The following is a 26329-nucleotide window of genomic DNA, read 5'->3' as shown; positions in this document are numbered from 1 at the left end:
TTCGCCCCTAAAACGTTTCCAGATGGTGCGCGGCAAACGAAGCGGCACCCTCGTCGAGCAACTGCGTAACCGCGCGCCAATCGCCGTCTGCAAAGTACGATTGTACGAGCTCGCCCGATTCAAAGGCGCGCGCGTACTCGCTGCGCATCCTCTCGGCGAATTCCTCATGGCACGATGCGTCTATCCGCTCGTAGTTCCATCGGTATTTGCCCCACTTATCAACGTGGAACCAGGAGATGAACTTCTCGCAGCGATCGGGACGCTCGCGCAGAAACCGCTCGCTTTCGGCGAGTTCGTCGCATACAACGAAAATCCTGTCGGACGTCTTCACCGAAGAAGACGGGTTATCCATACGGTAATGGAGCAGCGGTTTACGCACGAGAACGCAGCGCTTCGCTGCAAACCACGTCTTCAGAACGAACGAGGTGTCCTGAAACGCCGCGCCGGGAGTCTCGCGAAAGGAGATGCCTTCCCGCTTGAGCATATCGGTGCGGTACAGCCCCGTCCAAATCGAGGGAATCGTGCAGATGATACGCGGCTGATCGGCTGGGTCGAACGGCGTTTTCATCGGATAGCCCTGCAGGTTTCGATTCTTCCTGTTGCGCCCTTCGGCATATTCGTAGAAGTTCGATTTCACCACGTCGCAATCGTAGCGCTGGGCAAAATCGTATAGAGTCGCGTACATGGAGCGCTCGGCAAAATCATCGGGTTCTGCAATGGCTAGATATGCTCCCCGAGCGCACTCCATTCCCCTGTTGAGCGAAGCCCCGTATCCGGAATTCTCCTTGTCGATAACGACGATGCGGGCGTCGCGGTTCGCGTAGTCGTGGAGAATGGCGGCAGACCCGTCGGTTGCCCCGTCGTTGATGCAGATGATCTCGATATTCTCGAGCGTTTGAGCACACAGCGAATCGAGGCATTGCGCCACGTAGCGCTCAACGTTGTACGTAGGCACAAGAACCGAAACGACAGGATGCGCCGCCGTAGTGTTCGTCATATGCATTGCCCCTTTTCGCGTATCGTCCGGTATGCCGCTGCGCAATCGCCGTTGCGAGAATGCCCCTCATTATAACCGAGCGCGACGAAGCGAATCGGGAACCCTGCAGTAACTCCTTGGTCTTCGCTGTCCATGCGCAAGTCGGATTGCGTACGACGGATCCCAAAGTTTAATGCCGCCTTAATACCCGTTGTGCTGTAATAATGCCATACCACCGCCGATGGACTTCGAGAGCGCTTATGCGCACTGCGACACTCGACAGTTCGCTTCGTTTTTACGCGAAAAGGTTTGCGGTGGATTCTTTTCTGCGGGCGCCCACTTCGGTAACCCCCGTGCATAAGCACAACTCCCACCCGGGCGCCCGCCTCCATGCGAAAAAAGTTGAACGACCGCAGCGGCTCCTGTGTAAAAAAACAGGCGCTCGACTTTGATCGGGCACCTGTTTCTGTAGTCTATGCTCGGTGGCTGTCGCTTGTCGCGCAGGCCGTTCTCTTTACGCAGTCACCTCGTTGCTGGCGGCCATCTGGCCGGCAAGGCGCCCGTTCACCAGGCAGTCGGCCGTGGCGCACGAGCCCAGACGGCAGGCTCCGTGCACGCCGCCGGTCGCCTCGCCCGCGGCGTAGAAGCCGGGGATGGGGTTCAGGTCGGCATCGAGCACCTGAGCATCCATGTTGGTTTTCACGCCGCCCATGGTGTGATGCACCTTCGGCCAAATACGGGTGATATAGTAGGGGCCCTCGCCCAAGGGCTTCGCATCCTCGGGGATCATCTTGCCGAATTCCTCGTCGTTGCGGGCCTCGACGTACCCGTTGTAACGGTTGAACTGCGCCATAAACTCTTCGGCGGGAAGGTCGTAGGCGGCAATGACATCCTCGATCGTATCGAACTTCTTCGTGATGCCGGCGTCGATTGCAGGCTGCAGGTTCGCATCGTAGTTCCACTTGGGAATGTTCTGCTCGTCGACAACCTGGATCAACGGCACGCCGTTTGCGACGATCGCATCCGAGTACACGCGACGGTCGGCGAGCTCGCTGACGATACGCTGGCCGGTCTGAGGATCGATGCTCATGCCGTAAGCCACGTTGGCATCGATGTAGCTCGGGCCCTTGCCGTAGCCGGTCTCGTCGGGGCTGCACCACGGTCCAAGCTGAATCCAATCGAGGTGTACCGTAAGGGCTCCCGCTTTCATGGCCGCCGCGAGCGCTTCTGCCGTTGCGCCATCCTGGTTGGTGCAATCGACGGTTTCACCGAGGCGCGGATCGTGCTGGGAGCGCCAGGTAACGTCTTTTCCGAAACCGCCGCTGGCGAGGACGACGCCCTTCTTCGCCTTGATGTAGAGGGGGTTGCCCGTGGTGGGATCGTTGCCTTTCGCCTTCTCGTTCACCTGAACGCCAACCATGCGGCCGGTTTCGTCGCGGAAGAATTTCGTGACCATGCGGCCGGTCTTCATGGGAACGCCCATTTCGTTAAGCTTTTCGGTCAAGGGAACGGTCATGGCCGACCCGTGACCGATCTTGGGGTGGATGGTGCGCACCGTGTTATGGCCGCCGTAGGGAATCACGTTGATGTTGCCTTCTTCGTCGGTATCCCATTCGACGCCGAGATCGCTCTGGGTCCATTCCCATGTTTCGTTCGACTTCTCGGCAAGCACGCGGCACTTTTCTTCATCGTTCAATCCAAGGCCCGCCGCCATCATGTCGGCAACGTACTTGTCGACCGAGTCTTCGATGCCCTTGGCCTTTTGCGCAGAGGACATGCAAACGGCGAAGTCGCCGTCGGCGATGGCCGAATTGCCACCCGTCGTCGGCATCTTCTCAACGACCATCGTATCGGCACCTGCCTTCGACGCCTCGTAGGCAGCCGCGAGCCCCGCATAGCCGGAACCGATAACGAGCACTTCGCATTCCTCGTCCCACTTCTCGGGAAGACCCGCACCTGAAACCGTCGTCGCGTTCGCAGAACCCTTCTGCTGAGGCGCGCAACCCGCAAGTCCGGCTCCTGCTACCATAGCGGCAGCCGAACCGATCGCGAAAGTTTTGAGGAATCCCCTTCTGTCCAGCGATGTTTCCATGATCCTTCTCCCTTCGAATCCGTCCCCTGTTACTGAGTACCGGCGCTTCTTCTGCACGCCTTGCGCCGTTTTGCGCATTGTGTTGAGGACGGTTCGAATCATAGGAGCGAAAGCCGGATGCCGTGTACCTCCAAAGGGACTATTTGCCCGTTTCCGCTTGTGGCACAAAAGGAGGTATATTGGTATTTCTGCTGGTCAGATAAGGTTGATATCGTACGACCGCCGCATTTTGAAATACAGCAGGCCCACGAGGCGCCCGGGTATTACCGAACAGATGTTTCACGTGAAACATCCTCGGCTCTCGATGCGGAGCCGCTTGCTCGCGTTCTTGCGAACCCTATGCGGGAGGAAGCTGCCCCTTCCACACCAAATCGAGCAATTCCTGACGGGAGTGGATACCGAGCTTCGCATAACAGCGGCGCAGATGGGTTTTCACCGTGTAGTTCGACAGATAGAGCTCCTCGGCAATGTAGACGGCACTGCGGCCGCTCGCATACATCATAAGGATTTCGCTCTCGCGCTCGGTGAGCCCCGCGCCCTCTACCGCTTCAGCGAATTTTCGTTCGTAGAGATTCGCGTCATCGACCTCGACAGCCCCGCCGATCGGACCGCTCGCTTCCGCAGCCGCACCGGTTCCCGCACCGGATGCGGCAACATGCAGCACCGGCACATCGCCGATGCCCGCAGCGCGCACTTCCTCGTCCGCCTCGAAGGGGGTCGTCTCCGCATTCTGGCGTTTCAGAATGATCGCGACGGTAACCAGAACGCCGATGAACAGCGCCCACAGTCCCACGATTGAAACGAGGTTTGCCGTTGCATCGGAAATGCCGACCGAATTCGAGAGCAGTTCCACCGAACCGCGGCCGCACAGAAGACCGAGCCGCATCGAGCCGAGTCCGAACGCGAACATGATGAGGGAATTCGCCTTGCTCTCGTATCCCTTCCACGCAAAGACGATCCAGACGAGCTGTCCGAAGAAATTGAACAGCGCAAGCGGTAGACCGTTCGCGAAGAACGACTGCCCCTCGAGCACCGCACGAGCCATAAGCACCGTCGCCAGAGCGAGCGGCACCAACACGAGTACGCGAAACTGCATGCGCATGCCGTCGCGCAATACGTAGAGCAGCAGCGCCACCGATACGGCGATCGTCGCAACCTGTGCTTCGGGCGATACGATGTAGCCCGACGCCCCCTGCACGATATCCATCTGCATGATGCTGCCGAATATGAACGAGAAAGCCACGGTCGCGATCACCGGCTCCTTCACGCCGAGCAGCAGCGTGGCGAAACCCGCCGGTTTCTCGTCGATCGCGTAGCGCTTCTGCTTCGAACCGAAGTCGAGGCGTGCAAGACAGAATCCCAGGATGATGAGCGAAGCGAGCGGGAACAGCAAGCGCAACCCCGTCATCGCCGGCGAGTTATCGGTGGTGAACGAGAAGAGGAGCGAGCACGCGCTCCAGATGATATAGGACCCGATGACGAGCACCATCGAAACAGATGGCTTGAACGAGGCGAAGCACACGCCCCAGCATAGGTTGAGCAGTGCGAGCGCCATGTACACCACCACCTGCAAAGCGACGATGGCCCCCGCAGGAAGCTCGGTTACGTACAGCAGCGCACAGCAAACGACCACGATGGCAAAACAGATTGCGTACAAACGCTTATTCGTATAGGCACGCAGGCGGTATACTATATAGCCGCCTACCAAATATGCAAGCGTCTCTGCGGCAAGCAGATAAAACGGGGTCAACCCGAATCCGAAGAAGTTAGGCGAGGGAACCTGCAGCACGACGAACAAGCCATCGCCGATGATAACCGCCCACAGCAGCCAGCGCGGATATGATGAATCCTTTAGCACGTGCCCTCGTCCCCTGTTCGCTTCATTCTCGAAGCAGCATGGAATAGCCTCGCGATCTCGAAAGCACAGTATACCCGTTTCTGCGGGTCAATGCTTGAACCACCGCAACGTTTAAAACGGCAAACAAGCCGCTTGCCGCAAGGTCGGAGAAACAATGGACAGCACTATGCGCCCCGTGCAACAATGCGCTCATCGCGCTGGTCAACTAAGGGCGGACAGCGATGCATTCGGCGATTTCGGAGGTGCTCGGTGCGGCAGAAACAGGCAAACCACGTGATGCGCGGCATACTCTGCGCGGCAGGCGGTGGAATCTGCTGGGGTTTCTCGGGAACCTGCGCACAGCTCCTCACCTCCGGGTTCGATATTCCCGTCGCATGGATCACCTGCGTGCGTCTGCTTTCGGCCGCAGCGATCTTCCTCGTCATCTGCATCGTAAAAGACGCGAAGAGCCTTCTCGCGGTATTTCGCGACCGATCATCGCTTATCCAGATTGCAGGATTCGCGCTGTTCGGCGTTCTGCTGACGCAGATGAGCTACCTCACGACGATTTCGTACACCAACGCGGGAACGGGAACGGTTCTCGAACGCCTGGGGCTGCTCGTCATCATGGTGTACGTATGCGTTCGCGTACGGCGATTGCCGAAAGCGCGCGAACTCATCGGGTTGGTTCTCGCCATAGCAGGTACGTTCCTCATCGCCACCAAAGGGCACTTCGATTCGCTCGCCATTCCTCCGGAAGCTCTTTTCTGGGGCGGAATGTCTGCAATAGCCCTCGCCTTCTATACGCTGCTTCCCGTCAAGGTGCTGAAAAAATGGGGTAGCCTGATCGTCACCGGGCTTGCGATGCTGATCGGCGGCATTGTGGCCACGATCGTTGTCAGGCCGTGGACCATATCGGTAACGATGAACGAATCGGTAGCGGTGGTTATGGCGCTCATGACCGCGATCGGAACCGTTGCCGCCTACATCCTCTATCTGCAGGGCATCACCGATGCGGGACCCGTACGCGCAGGTTTGGTGGGATGCATCGAGCCAGTGTCGGCAACGTTCATTTCCGCCGTCTGGCTCCATACGCCCGTCGCTCCCGTCGACATCGTCGGAGTCATCATGATCATCGTGATGGTGGTGCTCGTCACCGATCGCGGCGAGGATCCGGGCGACGCGGGCGACACCCCCTACGACGGGTCGAGCGACGACGTTCCCCTTTTCGAAGGGCGGGCATCGCTGATCGGCTATTACGGTGCACGCAGGGCAGTGCATGATGATTACCAACGCATCATGCAGCTGTTGAATGACGGGCATCGCTCGCTCAAAGAGATGGGCATTGCCGAAGGGCTGAAGAAGTACCCTTCGGCGAGACGGGTTATGAAGAGCATCGAGAACAAGACGTGCTACGTCGTCGCCGATGAAGATGAGATCATCGGGATGTTCGCTGTCGAGACCAACGGCGATCCCCATTACCAGCTCGCGCTCGAGGGCCAATGGCTAGTGCACGGGAACGGCGATGTCCCAGTGTATGCGGCGCTCCATTGGGTGAACGTTGCTCCCGAAGCCAGAAGATGCGGTGTGGGATTTTTCATCCTTGGGGAAGCCGAGCGCATCGCGCGGGAAGCAGGAAAAGAAAGCATCTGCGCCGACATCTACCCCTCAAACGAACCGATGAGAACGATGCTGCTCAAGCACGGCTACCTTGAATGCGGATCCATCCGCATCAAAGACTACCTCGAACGCGAAAAACAGCGGGCCGTGTTCGAAAAAATCCTGTAGCTCTTCGGTGCGCCGCGATCGTCTCCGAGACAGCCGCAAAAACAAAGCCTTTTCGCAATGCCTTTTCGGGAAATGAAAAACGGCGATCCGAAGATCGCCGCCCGATTGCTATGTTCTTATCGTATCAGATCGAACAGAGCTATGCGTAAACAGTGCTACTTGGCAGCGCCGATACGGCAGATGGTGGTGCCGCAGTCGGGGCAGGTGCCCTTGGTGATCGGCTTGCCGTTCTTCGTGGTGCTCTCGACGGGATTCTGCATTTCCTTCTTCGCCTTGCACTTCACGCAATATGCTTCGATTGCCATGGTTGTTGAACCTCTCTGTTCGTTCCTATGGGCCCGAGGGCCCTCTTTCATCTATGACTGCATAGGTCGCACTCGCGTATATAGCTCTATATAGCTTTGCTCCTAGTGGTCATTGCTGCGGCCATTATACTGCAAGCACGCATAATACCAGCAGATTCGCCCTGCCGTCCACTATATATTCTTGAGTAATTCCATAACGAAATCCGAGTTTCGATACAGCGTATCCGGGTCGATGTTCTCGAGCACGTCATCACCCTGTCCGAAGTACGCGGGCTTCGATCCGTCCATACCGACGATGCTCATCGCCTGGAATCCATGGCGCAGTGCGACCGACGAAGCGCTCTCGGACCATTTGATCGATGCGGTCGACGAATCGATGCCCGTCGCCTGGCTCGCTTTCTTCATGTAGCGCTTCATGCGAGAAGAAGCGGAGACCCTGCGGTATTTGCCCTCTTTCTCGATGAGGCTCAAATCGCCTGCACCGAGCGCATTGAGGTTGATGATCACCGATCCTCGCAGTTCAGTGCCGTGTTCAGCAAGAAATGCCTTCATGCCAGCGTTGCCGGCAAGCTCCGACCCGAGCGCCACGAACCACACCTCGACGTTCACATCGGGATTCCGGAACTGATAGACTTGCTGCAGCTCGTCGGAAACCTGCGCTTCGGAAGAAACCTGCGAAGCGACAGGCGTCTCTCCTTCGTCGAGCGCCTCGTCCTGATCGACAAGGCGGCGGCGCGAGAACGCTCCTCCTTGCCACGGACGGTTGCCTCCGTTTTCAAATTCGTCATCGTCGAACTCGTCGATTTCACGATCGCCTCCGTACGCCGCGTTTTCGTCGAACTCGTCGTATTCGCTGTAACCGTCGGTTTCATCGAAGGAATCATCCTGCTGGAAGCTCTCCCATCCGCCACGCGCTGCGCCCACGCTGCGCGCTTCGAAGTTCTCATCCACATCGAGCCATTCCTGCGGGCTCACTTCCTCTTCCTTCTTTTTCTTGCCGAACCGGTCGAAGAAGCGGCGTACGCGTGATTTCGGCATCTCGACGTAACCCGGGCCGGCAAACGCCCCCGTCTCCGTAAGGCCGCTCTCGTAGTCGGAATCGTCTGCGTCGTCGACGTAGATCTCGTCGGGATCGACGTTTTCGATCAGTTCATCGCCAACCGGCGTGAATGCTCCCGTCATACCCATCGAAGCGAACGATCCGGCTTTGCTGACGCTCCCGGCTGCCTGCGTGCCCTCATCGGTTGAGGGCTTGCGAATCTCGCCGCTCAAGGAGGGCAGCAATCCTAAATCGGGCTTCGGGGAAACCGCTTTGTCTTGATGCGCTTGCGCGGGGTCTTTGCCGTCTTTTTCGGCGGCGATCTCCTCGGCTCCGATAGTAGGCAGCATGGTGAGCAAGCTCTTGGCGGCGACCTTCGAGGATTGCTCCGCTTCGGCGAGCGGAGCGCGCTGCTTGCTCATCTCGATCACGGGTGGCAGGTTGGTAGCCGACATGCCGATATCGGGAAGGACGATCGCAGGCTTCGCTTGTTCGGTTTCGATGGGCGGGATGGGCGCTATAGGCGGCACGTTTCCAGCCACCTGAGCGCGTAAATCGCTCACATCGATTGGGGGCATTGCCGTGGTCGATCCGGGCGCCGCGCTGCTTTGCTGCGCTGCGTCCTGCAACGGAATGGGCTGCGCCGACACCCAGGGCTCGGGCGCATCGGGCAATCCCGCAGAAAGGTTCGCGGCGTCCGCCTGCTGGTTTTCGCCAAACTGCTCCGGCACGGCAACGCCGTTGCCGGAAGCCTCGGATTGCATCGCCGCCTCGGGCGCAGGAGGTGCCGTCCGGGTTTCCAGAAGCCCTTCGCGCATCTGCTTGAGGCGTCCTTCGGTCTCGGCGTCAACAAGACGGTTCGCCTGGTTGAAGTGGGACGAGCTTTCGGAAACGGCCGCGTCGAGCGCATCGGCGTAGCGCGAGCGGTGGATTTCGCCAGGCTGCGCGCTGCGCGGCTTCTTGGCGTTTTCTTGAGCCTTCTTGAACCAATCGGGCACCGAGGCATCCGCAGCCGATGAAGAATCCGGAGAAACGACGCTGCCCGCAATCGCGGCGGCCGCCGCAGTACCGGCTGCCGCAACGGCAGTTCCCGCCGCCGCACCGCTATCGGCCACTTCGCCCTTCCCCCCCGCTGCAGGAGACAGCATCTCGACGACAACTTGGGAAGGAGCCCCCTCGGAAGGAACTCCCGCAAGGGCTTCGCGGGTTTCATCGCGCTGCTCCCTGATGTCTTCTTCGGTCGGCTGCCCGATCGGCGCTTCTTTCACCTGCACGAGATTGCTCGCTATATCGCGAACGGGTTCGCTTTGGGACACGGGCTGACCCGTGAGTGCGGCAATGGCCGCCTTGGCGGAGGCAAGACGATCTTCGGGCGTTTGCGGAGCGGGCTCGGGAGGCTGCATCTGCGCTGCCTGATACGCAAGCTGTGCGCCTTCGGGAACGAGACCCGATGCGATGGCCGCCTCTTCCCCGTGGACAACGGTACCGTCGGCTTCGGCGCGCGCGGCCAATTCGGCGGCGCTCACTCTACCCCTGCCGATCCTTCGCGCAACGTCGAGCAACACGGCAGTGCCAGCGGCGTTTGCGTTGGCCGCCTCGTTGTACGCCGCGAACTTGTGAACGATAGCGATGACGAGAGGCAGCGCTGTAAAGAACAGACCGATGCCGATGAGCACGAAAAAGACGATTGCCGTCACACCTTCGGCATGGAGGAAGAAGACGTTTCTCACAATGAGGAGGATTGGAATGAGCACAATGGAAACGAGCAGCGCCCACTGGATGAAAGGCAGAACGCCCAAAATGGGCGCTTTAAGCTCAGGTTGCACTTTTCCACTGTCGTAGCGCGCTACAAGAATGACCTTTCGACGGCGTGCCCCGCCTGCGTCGGCGGAATAGCCGGGTTCGTATTTGGCCACGACGTTCTGACTCACGCCGCGAGCAAGGAACCGCGAGATGATGGGCTTGCCACCTACCTCGAGCACGTAAAGAATCGCAGAGAGCGCGGTAAGGACCATCGCGGGAATGGCGAGAACCGGCAAAAAGAGCGAGGCGAGCGCGATAACGAATGTTATGGCGCAGCAGATCGCGCGGGGGGTCTCGGCGTTCGAAGCGCTGTTGAAATCCTCTATCACAGCCGAAAGGCCGGCGTCTTTTTGCATCTGCTCGGTAATGTAGAGGGCGGCTTGCTGCTCCTCTTCAGTCCCAGCAGGACGAGGACCGATTTCTTGCGACAGATACGCAACATGATCCATTAGTTCTGGCATACGCGTGCCTTTCGTTTTTCATCTGGTCGTTTGCAGGTAGGCATACAGTAGGTAAGTATACGCTATTTGCCGTTTGACCCCAAATAATCACGAATAAATGCATCTGCGGTTGATGCGATGGAGCGCGCTTCGTTGTACAGTTTTTCAGATTGCTCGATATCGCGCAGGTATGCGCTTTTCACCAGCTCCGATGGATTGTCGGGCAATGTTTGCGCGAGCTCGGCCGCCTCCTGGTCCACCGCGTTGTACGCGTCGTTTTGAGATGCAGCCGTCTCCTTATCGTAAGCAAGAATCGCATCATCCGACGCAATGGCGTATTCCATGGCGGCGATTCTCTTTTCGATGTAGTCGATCTGCCCGGAAAGATCGGCGCTCGGGTAGACGGCGGCAGCATCCTGGAATTGAACAAGGGCTTCGCCGAAGAGGTCCCTCGCCTGGACGCTCTTTTCCTTCGACGCCTCGACGTTTTCCATGGTCGTATCGGCGATGAGCGCCGCCGCATCGCGGGCGAGCGTATCGGCCTGGATCACGTCGGCCCATGCCACTTCGATTGTCTGCATCGCCTGCATGGCCGAGACGGCGGCGTCCATGATGGACGGCCCTTGTTCGATCATATCGCGACCCGCCGAGATTGCAGCACTGGCGTTGGCCGCCGCCTCCTTCTCCTCTGCACGGTTTGCTTCCGACTCGGCGGGCTGCAGCGAACTCTCCGCTTCGTCGAGCAGTGCCGTCGCCTCGGCAAGTTTGTCTTCCACCTCGGTTACCTTCGCCGCGTTTTCGTCGGTCATCTCCCCCGCAACGATGGCATCCATCTCCATGATGATGTCGTAGGCTTGCGTCAGATCGGAAAGGGAGGTCTCAAGATACGACACCCGCTCGTTGTAGGCAGTATATTCCTTGTACAGAAACGAAGCGCCCGCCCCTGCGAGCCCGACAAGGGCTACGGCGACCACAGCGACGGCCAACCCGTTGCGCAAACGACGGCGCGTTTTCCTTCGGGCTATCTCATCGACAGGCGGCTCGTATTGCTTCTTCGGTGTTTCGGGAACGATGGTCGCAGGAGTCGAAAGCTGCGAGGGCATTCCGACGGGACCCTTGCTCGAAAGAGGCAGCGCCTCTTCTTTCTGCGGGGTCGTGTGAGGCTTCTTTTTCCCCGGCAAGGTGAACAACGGGACACCGCCGAAACGCGGCATCTTCACCTTCGAATCGCGCCCCTCTTCCGCATCGGCTGCGTTTTTCGCAGCATCGAGCACGCTGAAAGACAGCTCGTTGGAGGTTCCCTCGGTATGCCGCTTGATATGCGCGGCGTGCGAAAGCTTCGTATGCTTGTTCTTGCGACTCATGGTTTGCCTATTGTACGGTATTACCCCGCAGCGGACGGATCACGACACAGAATCGGCTGCTATTCTGCGAAAGGCGCGCCGTCGGACCGAGCCGCTTCCCGAGCGATGCATGCGACCACTTCGGCGGTCGTGCATACCTTGATCGTTTTGCTGGGAAGCGAATTGAGAAACGCCTTTCCGTACCCCTTGGTTATCAATCGCTTGTCGGCGAGGATGAGCGATCCCGAATCGGTTGATTTGCGAATAAGGCGCCCTGCCGCCTGCTTGATCTCAAGCACTGCAGCGGGCAGCACGTAATGGCTCCACGCATGGGAGTCGCGATCGGCTCGCTCGCATGAAAGCGGATCGGTCGGTTTGGAAAACGGCAGTTTGGGAATGACGACGCCCTTGAGCGTCGCGCCCGGCGCGTCGAATCCTTCCCAGAAGCTTTTCAGAGCGAAGAGCGATAGGTGCTCGTCGACGAGGAAATCGTCGCGCAGGCCCTTGACCGAGACGCCCCATTTCTGGCAGACGAGCCTCAGATCGTCCGCTTTGAGAACGGGATATACCACATCGAAGCAGCGTTCCATCTCTTTGCGGTTCGTGAAAAGGGTGAGCATCGAACCGTGCTGCGCACGGTGGATGCCGATGAGCAGATCCTGCAGGGCCTCGAGATAACCCGATGCATTCGGCTCGGGCATGTCTTCGACGACGTATACCGTCATCTGCTCATCAAAGTTGTAACTCGAAGGCAACTCGCGCATCGAAGTTTGGGAGAATTCTGTTCGATTAAGGCCGAGTGCCTGCTCGAACGCCGAGAATTTGCCGTCGACCGTCATGGTCGCCGAAGCAAAGACCACCGAATGGGTGTTCGCATACAATGTCTCGTTCATCTTATCGCCCACATCGATGAGCAGCGCCTGCAGCGTTTCGGCAACCCGATCGTTCTTTTTCGAAAGCGAGGCCGCATAAGCGTAGGTCTGTGGGGCAACAACGAGAATCGTATCGGCGGCGTTGATCATTTCCTTGAGCGCGATGGCCGTCGAAGCAATCTCTCGCTGCAACTCCGCCGCGCTGTCGAGATCCTCGAGATAGGCGACGATGTCCTGACATGCTTTTACGAGCTTCTCCGCCTTGTCAGAAAAAATCTTGCCGTACGAGCAGAGCGTTGCAAACGTGTCGCTGTTGCGGATTTGATCGTTAATCCACAGCTCCACGAACTCGTAGCCTTTGCTCTTGCTGCTCGGATCGAAGTACAGCAGATCTTTCATATGAGCGGTGAACTCACCTGCCGCCTGCTCGAACTCCTTGCCCGCAGCCCGCGCTTTCGCTGTAAGGGCGAACAGCAACGTTGATCCATCGGGCGCTTCGCCTAACCTGCGCTCGGTTCTGATGAACACGTTGCGCGATGCATCGTCGGCGGCTACGCGAGCGGCTGTTCTCATAATCTCCTCGGCCGACAAGTTGATTGAAAACGCCTTGCGCGCTTCGGCTTCCGCTCCGTGGGCCTCGTCTACGACCCAATAACGAATCGGAGGAAGCAACCCCCCGTCTGCAACCAAATCGCAAAACAGCAGGCTATGGTTGGTTACCATGATATCGGCCGATTCGGCCCGGCGGCGGGCTCCGTGAACGAAGCACATCGCCCCGAAGAACGGACATTTCCGTCGGAGACAATCGGTACTCGAGGTGGTGATGGTGTAGCGCGGGAGCGCTCGGTAATCGATTTTGAGGCCATCGATGTCATCGTACTCGCTCTGCTCGATAAAGGAGAGAAGCCCCGCAAGCGAGGGAGCCTGTAAAACTTCCTTTCCGGCAACAGTGCGAGATTTCGGGCCGGTCGTCACGATGCGGTTGATCTGCCTCAAACACGGATAATGCGAGAAACCCTTCAAAGCGGCGTAGTCAATGCCGAGTTCCGATGCAGAACCGTCGGGTTTCATCTCAGGTGTCGCTTTGCCTCGCTCGCCGTCAGCCGCATCAGCACCCGGCTTGGTGCATGCAGGCGCCGTGCCGCCGTCCTGGATGACGCTCGGCAAAGCAACTTCGTCCTCGCTTTGCGCGGTCGCCTGTTTTTTGAGCGCCTCGTTCAGAAGGGGCAATTCCTTGTACATCAACTGATCGAGCAGGGCATTGGTTTTCGTTGCCACCCCGATCGCGATGTTGTTCTTCTTCGCCGTCAGGGCCGCAGGAAGCAGATACGCCATCGATTTGCCGACGCCGGTGCCTGCCTCGACGGCAAGGTTGGTCGATGATACAAACGCTCGACGCACCGATTCGGCCATGATGACCTGTTCTTCCCTCGTCTCGAAATCAGGGTAAAGCGATCCGACGAGCCCATCCGACGAAAACGCTTCATTGACCTCTTCAACAGAGGGGAACACAAGCGCTTTCCCCGGATCCGACGCGATCGAATCGGCGTCGGTTTTAGCCTTACGCTCGATCGACCTCACGCGAGCCTGGCGCATCGCCCTCAACGAGAACGGTATCTTCTCGACATCTCCCGTTTGCTCACCGCACGATGTTTGCGCACCGCGCGATTCCGTTTCAGATGAACCCTCGTCATCGTGAGCGGAGTTGTCGGCTGCCGGCGAATTCGTGGCGGCGTCGGCGAAATGAGCGAACACCTTGACGGTCGGCCACTCTTCAACCGTTGCCATGCCGGCAATCTCGTTGACGAGAGGACGCGGCATCGCATCGATCGCCGCAAGCAGTATGCGGTACACCGCGCAGAGCGCCTCGACGTCGGCGTCGGCGCGATGCGTCGAAATCGGCGCATCGAATGTGCGCACAAGATCGATGAGCCGATGGGATTTGAGCCGCGGCAAAGCGATGCGGGCAAGGTCGAGCGAATCGATCCACGTGTTTTCCGCAAGCGGCGTGCCGTACATGTTCTTGGTCGTAAAGTTGCGGTCGAATTCGGCGTTATGGGCGACGATATCCGAATCTCCCACGAATTCGACCAAATCGGCAAGTGCCTGCGCCGGAGTGGGAGCATCGGCAACGTCTTCATCGTGTATATCGGTAAGCCTCGCCACGTCTTCGGGAATGGGCTTGCCGGGATTCACGAAGGTCACGAACCATTCGACTATCTCGCCGTGCTTCATGCGCGCAGCGGCAATCTGGGTCAATTCGTCATGGTTGATCGAAAAACCCGTCGTCTCGGTATCGAGCACGACAACATCTCGATCAAGATCGCCGTAGTCGGCGGTGCGGGCCATCGCGGCAAGGTTGGCATACCGTGCGCAAACGTCTCGGGGCGTTCCCTCGACGATATGATTTTGTATAGTATCTGTCTGCAGTGCTGTTTCTTTTTCCATAGAATGAAGCCTATCATCTATCATGATGTCGCACAAACCGAAAGATCGGGTCGCGAAATAATCGCACAAACCGATCAGCCGCATCACGAGGAACTATTGCGAGGAGAACCACCATGGCCGACATCCCCTACTTTGGAACGTACGCGCGCTTCGATACCGCATCGAAGAAGGATGCCGCCGTGCTCCTCGGCGCCGATAATCTCGTTGGCGATGTCTTCGATATCGAATTCGTTACTGAAGACGGAGTACGGACCGCATGGATGAAGAACCGCTTCGGCGCTATGGTCGGTTTTTTCGAGCCGGGAACATCGCGCGATTTGAGTCTGTGCGAAGCGCGCGGATTCAGAATGCAGGCGCTGCTCTCTTTCATTGCGTACAGCGAATCGCCTGAACCAGGTGAATATTGGGGCGAAGCGGCGATCATTTGCTACGACCCGAAAGATGCCGAAGCGTTCGAATGTTTCACGGGAAACATTGCCGCGCGCATGATGGACGGCATCAGACCCGAAGTGGATCTCGGTGAGCAGGGATATGCCAAGGTTGTCGAAAGCAAAGGAACCTGGAAGCCGACGAAAACCGTCTCTTTGCCCTCGAAGCAGGCCGGCGTAGCGATTCTCAAGACACGGCGCAGCGTTTCCGAAAAGATGATCGAACAGGGTCGCAAGGGAAACAAGGGCTGCTACATCCTCAGCTGGGTCTTTCTCCTCGCCCTTATCGCCGGCGTCATATTCGGCCTTCGCTCCTGCGGCGTTTTTTAGTCTCCCAAGCGCTCGGCCGCTCGAGCGCTTGACCGCTCAATCACCACTTCGCGCCCCTTCCTCACATTCCGGAATATGACATTATGAAAGGTGCGGAATCAAAGAAGAAAAATGCCTCCGCGTATACGGAGGCATCGGCAATTTGATTGTGTCTGCAGCTTATCTTATCTTATCTTAGCCTAGCGAAGCGCAAGCTCGACAAGCTTCGTGCATAGCTCGGAAAACTCCATTCCCGCAGCGCGACCCGCATCGGGAAGCAAAGATGTCCCCGTCATACCGGGAATGGTGTTCGTTTCGAGGATCCAAAACACCCCGTTGCCGTCCTTGATGAAATCGCTGCGCGAAACGCCACGGCAACCGAGCACCTTATGGGCTTCTACAGCCATACGCTGCACTTCATCGGTCTCGGCGACCGACAACGGCGCGGGGCACAGATGCTGTGACCCCCCGGGCGCGTACTTCGATTCGAAATCGTAAAACTCGTTCGAAGGCACGATCTGAATGACCGGCAGCGCTTCGGGATTCTCGTTTCCGATAACCGCCACGGTAAATTCATCCCCTGAAACATACGTTTCAACGAGCACTTCGCTATCTATCTCGAATGCTTTGCCTATCGCCTCTTCAATATCAGGAACGCCCTCGACGATGAAAACACCCAGTGCGCTGCCTTCGGTTGCCGGTTTCACGACGCAACGAACGCCGACGGTCTTTACGATCTCCTCGATATTTCGCTCGTCCGCCTTGCGCAGCGTGATCGATCTGGGAGTCCGAATCCCCGAATGCTCGTAAAACACCTTCGCCTTAGTCTTGTCCATCGCAAGAGCGCTGCTCCATACGTTCGAACCGATATAGGGAAGGTCGATAATCTCAAGTAACCCCTGCATGGTGCCGTCTTCACCGTATTTGCCATGAAGGCAGATGAAAGCAACGTCGAAATCGCCGTCGATCAGCTTTTTGAGATCCTCCTTTTTCGCAGGATCGATAACCTTTACGGGAAAACCAGCCTCTTCAAGTGCGGTTTTGGCGCCCATACCCGATGCAAGCGATATTTCCCGTTCTCCGCTCTTACCTCCCGCAAGCAAAGCGATCTTGCATGTTTGAGGTGTGAAGGTATCTGACATGAACCCCTGCTCCATTCGCTTTATCGCCCGGCAGCGTCGATTGCTTCGAATTTTGGCGCGCCGATTCTTCTTTCGTTTTTCCGTTCGCGGCGCGAGGGCGGGATCGGCCTTTGGCTGCGACGGATGAAGTATAGCAAATCCCCTATTTCACGCTATCGATTGACCAGTTAAAACATAATGCAATCGACTCCCCGAACACATTTTCTCATCCCATATTCCGAAATCGCACAAACAACTATAATGGGCAAATGAAACACGACATCAAATCATTAACGCGCGCCGAGATTGCCGAGCTCGTCAAAGAGCTCGGACAACCCTCGTTTCGCGCCAAGCAACTAACCCAATGGCTCTACGGACACCACGCGCGTTCGTACGACGATATGACTAATCTGCCAACTGAACTGCGGCAACAGCTCGCCGAAGATCATCCCCTCATATCCGGCTCGATGATCAATCGCCAGGTATCGAGCGATGGAACCCGTAAATACGTTATCGAATTCCCTGATGGAGCGCGCGTCGAGACGGTTACCATGCCGAGCCGTTCAACCGACGGCAGCGCTAAACTTTCGATTTGCTTTTCCACGCAAGCGGGATGCCCGATGGAGTGCTCGTTCTGCGCGACAGGGAAAGGGGGGTTCACCCGCAACCTCACAATCGGCGAAATCATCGACCAAATAGTCATCGCCCAAACCGATATGGAGCTGCGCGCCAGCAGCTTGGTTGCAATGGGCCAAGGGGAACCTTTCCTCAATTACGACAACACCCTCGAAGCGCTGCATATCGTCAATTCGAAAGAATCGCTGAATATCGGAGCACGTCATATCACCATTTCAACCTGCGGAATGGTCAAAGGTATCCAGAGGCTCTCGAATGAACCGGAACAATTCACCCTGGCGATCTCGCTCCATTCTGCGCAACAAAACGTAAGAAACCAGCTCATGCCCGCAATGGCCAATACGCCGCTTCCCGAGCTTAAACGAGCGCTGACGGAGTACAGGAACAAGACGAACCGGCGGATAACGTTCGAATACATCATGATCAAAGGCGTGAACGACACCGACGAAGCCCTCAAACACCTATCCAAGTACTGCGAAGGCATGCTTTGCCATGTCAACCTCATTCCCATCAATCGAATCCCTAGCAGCCCGTATCAGCCGTCCGATAGCGTCACTATGAGGAAATGGGTCGATGCACTGGCTAAACGGGGCGTAGAAACGACCATAAGGGCTTCTCGCGGATCCGATATCGCCGGCGCGTGCGGCCAATTAAAGAATTCTCTGTAGCTGAAAACAACGAAAAAAGTGACGACACTGATGACCGTCACTTTTTTCGTTGAGTCGTATATTTCTTATTGCTCTGCTTGATCCTTCTTGTAGGCAGTCATTGTTTCGAACAAACGTTCTAGTTCTTCTTCGTCCTTGAACTCAATTTCTATTTTGTTCTTCCCTTGGACGGTTTTCACGCGCACATTGGTATTGAACGATTCGCGGAGCGCCCTCGCAACGGATTTGAACATCTTAGGAGTGGGGATTCTCGCCGCATTCTCCCCTTTTTCCTTCTTACCCGCGAAGAGACGAGCCAGCGTTTCGGCTTCACGAACCGAAATCTTTTCCTGAACCATCTTCTCCGTCAGCTTCTGTCTTCCCTCCTTAGAGGGAATCGACAAGATCGCACGGGCATGACCGGCCGATATCTTCTCTTCAAACAAAAGCTGCTGCGCATCTTCGGGAAGCTCGAGGAGGCGCAACGAATTGGCGATCGTCGAACGGCCCTTAGAAACCGCTTGCGCGACTTCGGATTGCGTCATGTTCTGACGTTCCATCAATCGACGATACCCGTACGCTTCCTCAATCGGGTTCAGATCGGATCGCTGAATATTTTCGATCAACGCGAGTTCGAGTGCTTTGTCGTCATCGGCTTCTTTGATGCGAATCGGAACCGTTTTCAACCCAAGAGACCTGCAAGCTTGCCAGCGACGTTCCCCGGCGATGATCTGATATTTGCCGTTTGCCATAGAGCGTACCAGTATCGGTTGGAGCAACCCGTCTTTCTCGATAGAGGATGCAAGCTCCTCTATTTCCTCCTGCTTGAAGTTTGTGCGCGGCTGATCGGGATTCGGTTCGATAGAGGTGAGCTCCACCTCGTCTACCCTTTTATCCTTCACCTCGCGCGCAACGACGCTCTTTATCGTAACGTGGTCTTCCTCTTCCAGATACGGCTGCGACTTCTCGGGAGCAGCCGTGTCCTGGACTTTCTCAGCCACAGGTTCAGATTCTTTAACTATCTGCCTTTCGGATAGAGGTTGTTTTGCAGGCGTCGGCTTCTGTGCTGGTTTTTGCGTAGGAGCCGGCGTGGGGAGCTCCTCGTCAACCGTGACCATCGTTCTCTGTTTCGACGGTACGGCTTCTGCGGGGATTGCTTCTTCCATACTTCCACTCAAAAGAGAATTCAGGCCGCGACCAAGACCGCTCTTATTCTGTTTAGCCACGGAGTATCACTTCCTTTGCAAGATCAATATACGATTGGGCGCCTTTGCCGGTCGGATCGTACTGGGTGATCGGCAGACCATAGCTCGGAGCCTCAGATAGCTTTACCGTACGGGGAATAAGAGTCTCAAACACTGTTTTCCCGAAATACGAACGCACCTCATCGACAACTTGACGGGAAAGCGTTGTTCTTCCATCGTACATAGTAAGAAGGACTCCATAAATATCAAGGCTCGGATTAAGGAGACCTTTGACACGTTTCATTGAATCAAGGAGTTTTGTCACACCTTCAAGGGCATAGAACTCGCATTGAATCGGAATAAGAAGCTTATCTGCAGCTACAAGAGCATTGACGGTAAGAAGGCCGAGAGATGGGGGGCAATCAATGAAGATGAAATCATACTTTCCCCTCAATGAGCCGACGGCATCCTTGAGTCTATTTTCCCGGGCCATCTCCGAAACCAACTCCACTTCGGCTCCAGCTAAGTTAATGGTTGCTGGAATAACATCAAGACCCTCGCATATATCGGGAATTATTACGTCTTCGACAGGCGTCTGGTTGAGAAGGACGTCATAGACGCAATGCTCAACCTGGCTTTTCTCTATACCGAGACCGCTCGATGAATTTCCTTGCGGATCCAAATCGATCAGAAGTACCTGTTTTCCCATTTCACCAAGCGCGGCCGAAAGGTTGATGGCAGTTGTGGATTTACCCACTCCCCCTTTTTGGTTAATGATGGCAAGTACTTTAGTTTGACCTATCACGTGTTTCACAGGGTCTTTCTCTTTATAAGATTTCAGATGTTTCGGAGCGACCTCTTCGATTGTTTCACGTGAAACATCGCGTTCTACCACTTCAACATCTTCAATATCGATTTCTGCAACCTCGTTATCAGAGGAAATTTCGGATGATATATCCATATCATCCGACGCGATAGTCTCTGCTGCCTTTTTTTCACGTTTCAGACCATCAAATAAGCCCACAGCTCCCCCTTTCATGGATAATCTGCATCAGTATAGCGCAAATGGGAACATATGGGACGGTTATGAGACCTTTACCTATGTTTCACGTGAAACAATCATGCATCGTATTTATATCAAAAGGTGTTTCACGTGAAACATTGCCCCACTTGCCTCTTTAACAATTCAATACCGATTCACGGTTATGTGTGATTTACCTCCTGTATACGTAAGGTTTAAAAGACAATCTGGAAAGGCTTATCTGATAACATTTTCTGGGGTGATACAAATGGGTCTTCCAAGAAAAAATGCTTTAGCTTCATTCGCATATCAGCTTCGATGCAATGCCACACCGGCAGAAAGAAAACTGTGGTACCGATTCCTTTGCTCGTATTCAGTCCCTTTCAGACAGCAGAAAGTTATCGGCCCGTACATCGTAGACTTTTTCTGCAACAAAGTACGTATGAGTATCGAACTCGACGGATCTCAACATTATGAGGAAAAAGGGAGAATCAAGGATACCTATAGAACAAGATACTTGGAGCTGCTTGAAATCAAAGAATTGAGATTCTCAAATTATGAAATATCAAATGATTTTGAAGCCGTATGCGAAACCATACATCTCGAGGTTACGAAAAGGAGAAACGATATCATCAATATTCCCATAGCTAAACTCAAAAGCAAACACTGAGGATGTTTCACGTGAAACATCCTCAGTGACTCACATGTAGCCAACAGCATTGTTTCACGTGAAACAAACTACAAAGGTCTCTTTTGCGCCATCCCCACCCGTCGAGGCAATTTAATACTTGGATATCCCTTTTTTTCAAAAACAAGAATACGACGAGGGGTCACTCCATCACTGAGCGTGAATGATCTATCGCTCACAAGACGCATCGCTAATAAGCCTTTGAGTTCTTCTACGTGGTCAATCTCCTCGTCTTCGACGTTTGCCTTATAGCATATTAGTTGACCCCCTTGGACAAGAAGAGGGCTTGACAATTCCAATAATGATGAAAGAGAACTCAATGCACGGGCAGTCAATACCGAAAAACTCGCTTTCTTCTCAGTAGCAAGATCTTCGATTCTTCCACCATACGTGCTCATCTGCTTGCTTAATCCCATTTCACGTACAATATCTTCAAGAATGGCGACTTTCTTTTTTACCGAATCCACAAGCAGAACGGTTCGTCCTGTTGCGATAGAGAGCGGAACGCCAGGAAAGCCGCCACCGGTGCCTAAATCTCCGTATAGTCCTTCTGGCGCTTTATTAAACTCTTTTAATCCAGAAAGAGAATCCTCAAGGTGAAGCATTCTTCCTGATTCCAGGGTTTCTATTCTCGTTAGGTTAGTTGTTTTGTTCGCTTCAATGACATGCAGCAAATACGATTCTATCAAATTCATTCGGTCGACGCTTATCCCTAACGCTTGAGCGGTTTTTTCTGCCCAAGTGGTATCTTCGATCATCTCAACTCCTGATACATCATATTTCGACTATAGAAAGCATGGTTTCATAGTTCAAGGCAAAAGAAAAGGGTGTTTCACGTGAAACACCTCACATGAAACACCCTTGTTCAGTAAAAAACAACCGCTACTGGGGAACAACCACTACATGCCTCGCACTACCCTCACCTTCGGACGCCGTCTCTACGCGATCGTCGTCTCTAAGGGTGATATGCACGATACGGCGCTCATACGGTGTCATGGGACGCAACTTGATACTGCGGTTCTGACCGGCTGCACGGTTCGCCGCCGAACGCGCGATAGACTCGAGTTTCTGGCGCTGTCTACTCTTATATCCCTCGACATCAACGACAACAGGATATCTGAAACCCATTTTTCGCACGGTTACCGCTGAAACGAGGAACTGCAACGAATCGAGGGTTTTACCATGACGCCCTATCAACACAGCAAGATCGTCGCCGGTGATATCGAGAATTAGCTCTCCCTCATCACCTTCGTACTCATCGATAGTCACTTCACCTACATTGAAATACTTCAGAATGTCCTGGAGAATGGAGATAGCAGTATCAGCTACCTCATCAAGCTCCTCGTCGCTCAGTTCAGGGACTCCGCTCTCGTCGGATCCGTTCACTTCCTCGACGGACTCCTCTTCGATCCCTTCGACATCTTCCTCAAACTCGACTTCGTTGTTCGTCTCTTCCGACATATCTATGCTCCTTAGTCGATACAAGCACGTTTATACAGCCAACATCCAGCGGGATGCGGTCTTCAGAGTTTATTTGCCCTTTTTAGTCGGACGGGGTTTCTTTACTTTCCGAGTCACATCCACTTCGATCGGCTTCACTTCAATGCTCTCCTCGGCTTCAGCATCCTTCTTTCGCATGATGGCCATCGAAATCTGCTGCTGGGCAACGCCGATAAGAGAAGAGGTACCCCAGAACAAGAGAACGCCGGCAGGGGAGTTCCAGCTGATCCAGAGCATAAAGATGCTCATTACGCCGCTCATGATGAGCATCTGCTTCTTCTGAGCTCCCTCGTTGTTGCGCTGCTGAAGAACCATGGGCAAAAACGTAGCGCCCGCGAAGATGATCATGAGAATGACGTAAGGGATAAACGCTCCGATACCTTCAGCGAATGCCTGGGACGGCGTAGTGATCAGGCTGGGCACCAGATTGTAAAACTCGTAGGTAGAACCATGGGTGCGGGTTCCCATTTCCTGCAGCACTTGGAACAAGGCGATGAAGATAGGCATTTGCAGCAGCATCGGCAGGCAACCGGCGATGGGGTTGAACTTGGCTTCAGCGTAAAGTTTCTGCATCTCCTCTTGCTGCCGCACCGGATCGTCAGCGAACTTACGCTGGATCTCTTGCATAAGAGGTTGCACCTTCTGCATTTGGAAGGACGATTTCGTCTGCTTATGCATCAACGGGGATATGATAATACGGAATATGACCGTGACGATGATGATAGCCATACCCCAGTCACCGCCGCCCGCTTCACCCCCAAGCAGGTTATAGAAGAACTCTACAATCCAAAACATTCCATCTTTAATTGCATCCCACATACTCAGCATTCCTTCCTATATACCAAAGAGGCCTCTGAACAGGCATGTTTACGGCACGGGATCGTAACCGTGAGGGCCTCCCGGACGACAGCGTAATATTCTCTTAGCAGTGAGCTTAAAACCTTTGATAAATCCGTATCGGCGAAAAGCGATTATTCCATATTGAGAACAAGTTGGTTCGAAACGGCAGCATGAGGGGAAGAGGGGAGAGATGGCGGCTTGATAGAACGTAATAAGGAAAACCGCGACAGTGCACGGTATTTTCTTTATAAATGGTACTATCTTATCCATCTCACAGCCTTATTGAGAGGTCTGAAAACCGGTACCGCCAAGGATCTTCTCGCATGCATCAAGAACTTTACTATAACTAGCCTGGGTAGTTTGACGGCGTGCGAGAAATATCACGTCGCAGTTGGGCCATGGCCCCCCAAGATCGCGGCATAACGCACGCATACGGCGTTTCGCCCTGTTTCTCCAAACCGCATTCCCGAGCTTTTTACCTGCAACAAAAGCAACACGACCCATCTGGCCGTGTTGCTTTTCGTGTTGTAACACAATAAATGTAACAAAAGGAGTATTTAAACGCCTTCCGTGCGTAAAAACATACGAGACTTCGGTGCTGGACTTAATGGTTTCCAACACGAATACCTATCTTTACACGCAGATGCGTTTACGTCCTTTTGCGCGGCGAGCAGACAATACGGCACGACCACCTTTTGTCGACATACGTGCACGGAAACCGTGGCACTTCGCACGCTTACGAGTGTTAGGCTGATAAGTGCGCTTCATTTCACAATCCCTTCATGGTTCAAGAGTAACTTCCAAAGTATATACCGACGAGAGCTAAAGTCAAGGAGTTTACGCAGGTAATTCTGCATAGAACATTTCGCTTGCGTTATCGGGTGGCATGAAGATGCGAAGGCAGCCTCTATGTTGTACATCTCCATGGTTGAGGCTCTACATCTAGATTTTCGATTTGCACATTCCTTTATTTTTCTCGGTTCTTCTAAATATCTAAATGTTTTGAATAGTTGTAATAATAAGGACAGTGGAATTGTTGATAAATACCGAAACACCTGTTCAATGGAATGAAATCTTTAGATACCCATTGTTGAGAAGCGGTATCTGACATCAACAATTTTTATCGCTTTGATTATCATTCCCAATTGATCAAGGGGTTTTTAACTACTTTTGAGTCATTGCCGAGCCACAAACTGAGCAGCGCCGATCACTCCGACCGGGTTTGATCTCCAACCTGACGAAACGAGCAGACCCTCGTATGGGAATCCGAGCGCTGGCTGCTGGGTTTGAGACTAGATTTCCCGGATCAGCTGTTTGAGGGCCTCGAGCTCTTCGCGCAGCTCCCTGCTTTCCTTCATCTTCTCTTCGACGTTGGTGACCGAGTACATTACCGTGCTGTGGTCGCGGTTGAATTGCTTGCCGATGTCGTTGAAAGGCAGGTCGAGCATCTGTCTGCACAAATATATACCTATTTGACGTGCATAGATGATGTTGCGCGTCCTTTTTTTGCCGATGAGTTCGGCGTGGCTTATCTTGTAGAAGTTCTCCACTTCCTTCTGAATGTCGGCGATCGTGAGCCTTTTCGAAGGACCGCCTGAAAAATGACTCTCAAGCAGATGGCGCACATCGTCGAGACTCAAATCCGGCTGATTGAAGAAGGTCATCTGGTATATGACCTTGGTGACGGCGCTTTTCAACTCGCGGATGTTCGAGCTCGAGCTTTCGGCGATGTAGAGCTGTATGTCGTCGGGGATGCTCAGTTCGTGAATTCCCTCGTTTAACTTGTATTCTTCGACGAAACTTTTTACTATTCCAAGTTTTGTTTCTATCTCAGGAGGTTGGATGTCGAAGGTGCCCCCCGAGTTGAAGCGGCTTTTGTAGCGTTCATCGATATCGATGTTCTTCGGTGCTCGGTCGGCTGAAAGAACGACCTGCTTTCCTTGGCTTGTCAGCTTGTTGAATATCTGGAACACGATATCGAGCGTTTGTTTCTTGCCCTGCAGGTACTGAACGTCGTCGATAAGCAGTACATCGGCATCTTCGTAGCGGGTTTTGAAGTTCTTGTAGCTCGATTTTTCCTTGTCATGCGCCGCCGACGCCTCCATGTAGTCGCTCAATAGCTCAGCTGAATCTACATAGATGGTAGTGAGGTGGGGCAGCGTTTCGATGATGTAGTTCTGTATGGCTCTCATCAGGTGGGTTTTCCCCAAACCGCTCTTCCCGTAGATGAAAAGGGGGTTGAGATGGGCTTTACCTGGCATTTCGGCAACGGCTACAGCCATTGAGTAGGCCATTCGGTTCGAATCCCCGATGACGAAGTTCTCGAAAGTGAGGCTCGAAGTGGGTTTTCCCATCTCGTCCACATCCGCGCTCGTGGCGTACGGGCTTCGATCGTCACGGATGGGGTCAGGGTACACCTGGTTGGATGACGAACCGAACGGCTCGACTTCCGGTACGGCCGAGGCCGACGATACAACCGTATTGGCAGAAAGGGGTTGGGCTGCAGGCGGGGTGATCTGCGCCGTGGCAGCGGCAGCGGCTGTGGCGTCGGCTGCCAGCTGCGGTGCAGCGGCGTTGGCTGTGGGATGGGAAACCTGCGCGGGTTGTTGAGCGGACGCAGCGGTTGGTGCCTGCACATTAGGTTGAGCTGCGGTTACGTCGACTTCGATGACAACGGTATAGGGAATCTGGTACAGATCGTTGAGCGCTTGTTTGATGACTTCGACGTAATGGCGCTCGATCCACGTTTTGATGAAATCGTTGTCTGCGGTGAGCATGAGGAACCCCTCGCTCATCGCCTGAGGATGCAGCCGTGAAAAAAACGCGTTGATCTGAGTGGGGTCGATGTTGTTGTAGCCTTTAACCTGGCTGCAAACCTCTTCCCAAGCTTTTTCGAGCATTTCGCTGTCCATGCCATACATCCTAGTCGTCGGTTCGGAGTCGATCTGCCATTCTACGTGATACGCACCCCGCCCGTTGTTCGTCGATGGCGGGATGGTTCAAAGTCGCCTC

General features: G+C 54.8%; 21 protein-coding genes. 4 read left to right on the top strand and 17 right to left on the bottom strand.

The features are described 5' to 3' along the window. Positions 1 to 7: 7 nt before the first annotated feature. The 3 genes from MWL89_RS00105 to MWL89_RS00095 all read right to left on the bottom strand — a co-directional run bounded on the left by MWL89_RS00105 (position 8) and on the right by MWL89_RS00095 (position 4926). Positions 8 to 997, bottom strand: a complete 990-nt coding sequence (locus MWL89_RS00105; RefSeq protein ID WP_244387453.1) for a glycosyltransferase — start codon at positions 995 to 997, stop codon at positions 8 to 10. A gap of 493 nt (positions 998 to 1490) precedes the next feature. Then, a complete protein-coding gene (locus MWL89_RS00100) occupies positions 1491 to 3068 on the bottom strand; it encodes a flavocytochrome c (protein ID WP_244387452.1) in 1578 nt (525 codons plus the stop codon). A 337-nt stretch (positions 3069 to 3405) separates the two neighbouring features. Then, positions 3406 to 4926 (bottom strand): helix-turn-helix transcriptional regulator, encoded by a 1521-nt coding sequence (locus tag MWL89_RS00095; RefSeq protein WP_244387451.1) that lies wholly within the window; start codon positions 4924 to 4926, stop codon positions 3406 to 3408. A gap of 249 nt (positions 4927 to 5175) precedes the next feature. Here MWL89_RS00095 and MWL89_RS00090 point away from each other — a divergent pair, with 249 nt between their 5' ends. Further along, a complete protein-coding gene (locus tag MWL89_RS00090) occupies positions 5176 to 6693 on the top strand; it encodes a GNAT family N-acetyltransferase (protein ID WP_341801928.1) in 1518 nt (505 codons plus the stop codon). Between the two features lie 155 nt (positions 6694 to 6848). On the opposite strand, the gene MWL89_RS00085 is transcribed toward MWL89_RS00090, so the two are convergent. The 4 genes from MWL89_RS00085 to MWL89_RS00070 all read right to left on the bottom strand — a co-directional run bounded on the left by MWL89_RS00085 (position 6849) and on the right by MWL89_RS00070 (position 14943). Continuing rightward, complete coding sequence (locus tag MWL89_RS00085; protein ID WP_180326546.1) at positions 6849 to 6998, bottom strand: DUF5679 domain-containing protein; 150 nt, start codon at positions 6996 to 6998, stop codon at positions 6849 to 6851. Between the two features lie 171 nt (positions 6999 to 7169). Continuing rightward, positions 7170 to 10301: a zinc-binding metallopeptidase family protein gene (locus tag MWL89_RS00080; RefSeq protein WP_244387449.1), complete on the bottom strand. Its 3132-nt coding sequence runs from the start codon at positions 10299 to 10301 to the stop codon at positions 7170 to 7172. Positions 10302 to 10363: 62 nt separating this feature from the next. Next, positions 10364 to 11644: a hypothetical protein gene (locus MWL89_RS00075; protein ID WP_244387447.1), complete on the bottom strand. Its 1281-nt coding sequence runs from the start codon at positions 11642 to 11644 to the stop codon at positions 10364 to 10366. A gap of 59 nt (positions 11645 to 11703) precedes the next feature. Next, positions 11704 to 14943 (bottom strand): helicase C-terminal domain-containing protein, encoded by a 3240-nt coding sequence (locus MWL89_RS00070; protein WP_244387445.1) that lies wholly within the window; start codon positions 14941 to 14943, stop codon positions 11704 to 11706. 113 nt (positions 14944 to 15056) lie between these two features. Between MWL89_RS00070 and MWL89_RS00065 the strand changes: the two genes are divergently transcribed. Next, positions 15057 to 15701, top strand: coding sequence for a hypothetical protein (locus MWL89_RS00065; RefSeq protein WP_244387443.1), 645 nt, complete (start codon positions 15057 to 15059; stop codon positions 15699 to 15701). A 179-nt stretch (positions 15702 to 15880) separates the two neighbouring features. Here MWL89_RS00065 and MWL89_RS00060 read toward each other — a convergent pair whose 3' ends face one another. Continuing rightward, the gene (locus MWL89_RS00060; protein ID WP_244387441.1) at positions 15881 to 16822 is read right to left on the bottom strand and encodes a D-alanine--D-alanine ligase family protein; all 942 of its coding nucleotides are present in this window, start codon (positions 16820 to 16822) and stop codon (positions 15881 to 15883) included. 248 nt (positions 16823 to 17070) lie between these two features. Here MWL89_RS00060 and rlmN point away from each other — a divergent pair, with 248 nt between their 5' ends. Then, complete coding sequence (rlmN, locus tag MWL89_RS00055) at positions 17071 to 18105, top strand: dual-specificity RNA methyltransferase RlmN (RefSeq protein ID WP_244387440.1); 1035 nt, start codon at positions 17071 to 17073, stop codon at positions 18103 to 18105. 65 nt (positions 18106 to 18170) lie between these two features. On the opposite strand, the gene MWL89_RS00050 is transcribed toward rlmN, so the two are convergent. Then, positions 18171 to 19310: a ParB/RepB/Spo0J family partition protein gene (locus tag MWL89_RS00050; protein WP_244387439.1), complete on the bottom strand. Its 1140-nt coding sequence runs from the start codon at positions 19308 to 19310 to the stop codon at positions 18171 to 18173. After that, positions 19303 to 20292 carry a ParA family protein gene (locus tag MWL89_RS00045; RefSeq protein WP_425226277.1) on the bottom strand — a complete coding sequence of 330 codons (990 nt, stop codon included), beginning with the start codon at positions 20290 to 20292 and terminating at the stop codon, positions 19303 to 19305. The genes MWL89_RS00050 and MWL89_RS00045 overlap by 8 nt, the downstream gene beginning before the upstream one ends. Before the next feature lie 181 nt (positions 20293 to 20473). Between MWL89_RS00045 and MWL89_RS00040 the strand changes: the two genes are divergently transcribed. Further along, positions 20474 to 20959, top strand: coding sequence for an endonuclease domain-containing protein (locus tag MWL89_RS00040; RefSeq protein ID WP_341801927.1), 486 nt, complete (start codon positions 20474 to 20476; stop codon positions 20957 to 20959). Between the two features lie 68 nt (positions 20960 to 21027). Here the strand turns inward: MWL89_RS00040 and rsmG are convergent, their stop codons facing one another. The 7 genes from rsmG to dnaA form a co-directional block, all read right to left on the bottom strand. Continuing rightward, the gene (rsmG, locus tag MWL89_RS00035; RefSeq protein WP_244387436.1) at positions 21028 to 21735 is read right to left on the bottom strand and encodes a 16S rRNA (guanine(527)-N(7))-methyltransferase RsmG; all 708 of its coding nucleotides are present in this window, start codon (positions 21733 to 21735) and stop codon (positions 21028 to 21030) included. Between the two features lie 124 nt (positions 21736 to 21859). Continuing rightward, a complete protein-coding gene (locus MWL89_RS00030) occupies positions 21860 to 22438 on the bottom strand; it encodes a Jag family protein (RefSeq protein WP_102380354.1) in 579 nt (192 codons plus the stop codon). 69 nt (positions 22439 to 22507) lie between these two features. Further along, positions 22508 to 23296: a YidC/Oxa1 family membrane protein insertase gene (locus tag MWL89_RS00025; protein ID WP_102380353.1), complete on the bottom strand. Its 789-nt coding sequence runs from the start codon at positions 23294 to 23296 to the stop codon at positions 22508 to 22510. A 48-nt stretch (positions 23297 to 23344) separates the two neighbouring features. Beyond that, the gene (gene yidD, locus MWL89_RS00020) at positions 23345 to 23587 is read right to left on the bottom strand and encodes a membrane protein insertion efficiency factor YidD (protein ID WP_244387434.1); all 243 of its coding nucleotides are present in this window, start codon (positions 23585 to 23587) and stop codon (positions 23345 to 23347) included. A 9-nt stretch (positions 23588 to 23596) separates the two neighbouring features. Continuing rightward, positions 23597 to 23938 carry a ribonuclease P protein component gene (gene rnpA / locus MWL89_RS00015; protein ID WP_244387433.1) on the bottom strand — a complete coding sequence of 114 codons (342 nt, stop codon included), beginning with the start codon at positions 23936 to 23938 and terminating at the stop codon, positions 23597 to 23599. Positions 23939 to 23950: 12 nt separating this feature from the next. Then, positions 23951 to 24085 carry a 50S ribosomal protein L34 gene (gene rpmH, locus MWL89_RS00010; protein ID WP_102380352.1) on the bottom strand — a complete coding sequence of 45 codons (135 nt, stop codon included), beginning with the start codon at positions 24083 to 24085 and terminating at the stop codon, positions 23951 to 23953. 524 nt (positions 24086 to 24609) lie between these two features. Beyond that, complete coding sequence (dnaA, locus tag MWL89_RS00005; protein ID WP_244387432.1) at positions 24610 to 26229, bottom strand: chromosomal replication initiator protein DnaA; 1620 nt, start codon at positions 26227 to 26229, stop codon at positions 24610 to 24612. Positions 26230 to 26329 lie beyond the last annotated feature (100 nt).

The organism is Raoultibacter timonensis (genome assembly GCF_022845715.1).
In the GTDB taxonomy this organism is placed as follows: Bacteria; Actinomycetota; Coriobacteriia; order Coriobacteriales; family Eggerthellaceae; genus Raoultibacter; species Raoultibacter timonensis.
The sequence above is the reverse complement of the archived record's forward strand: the minus strand, read 5'-3'. Positions and strand labels throughout refer to the sequence as shown.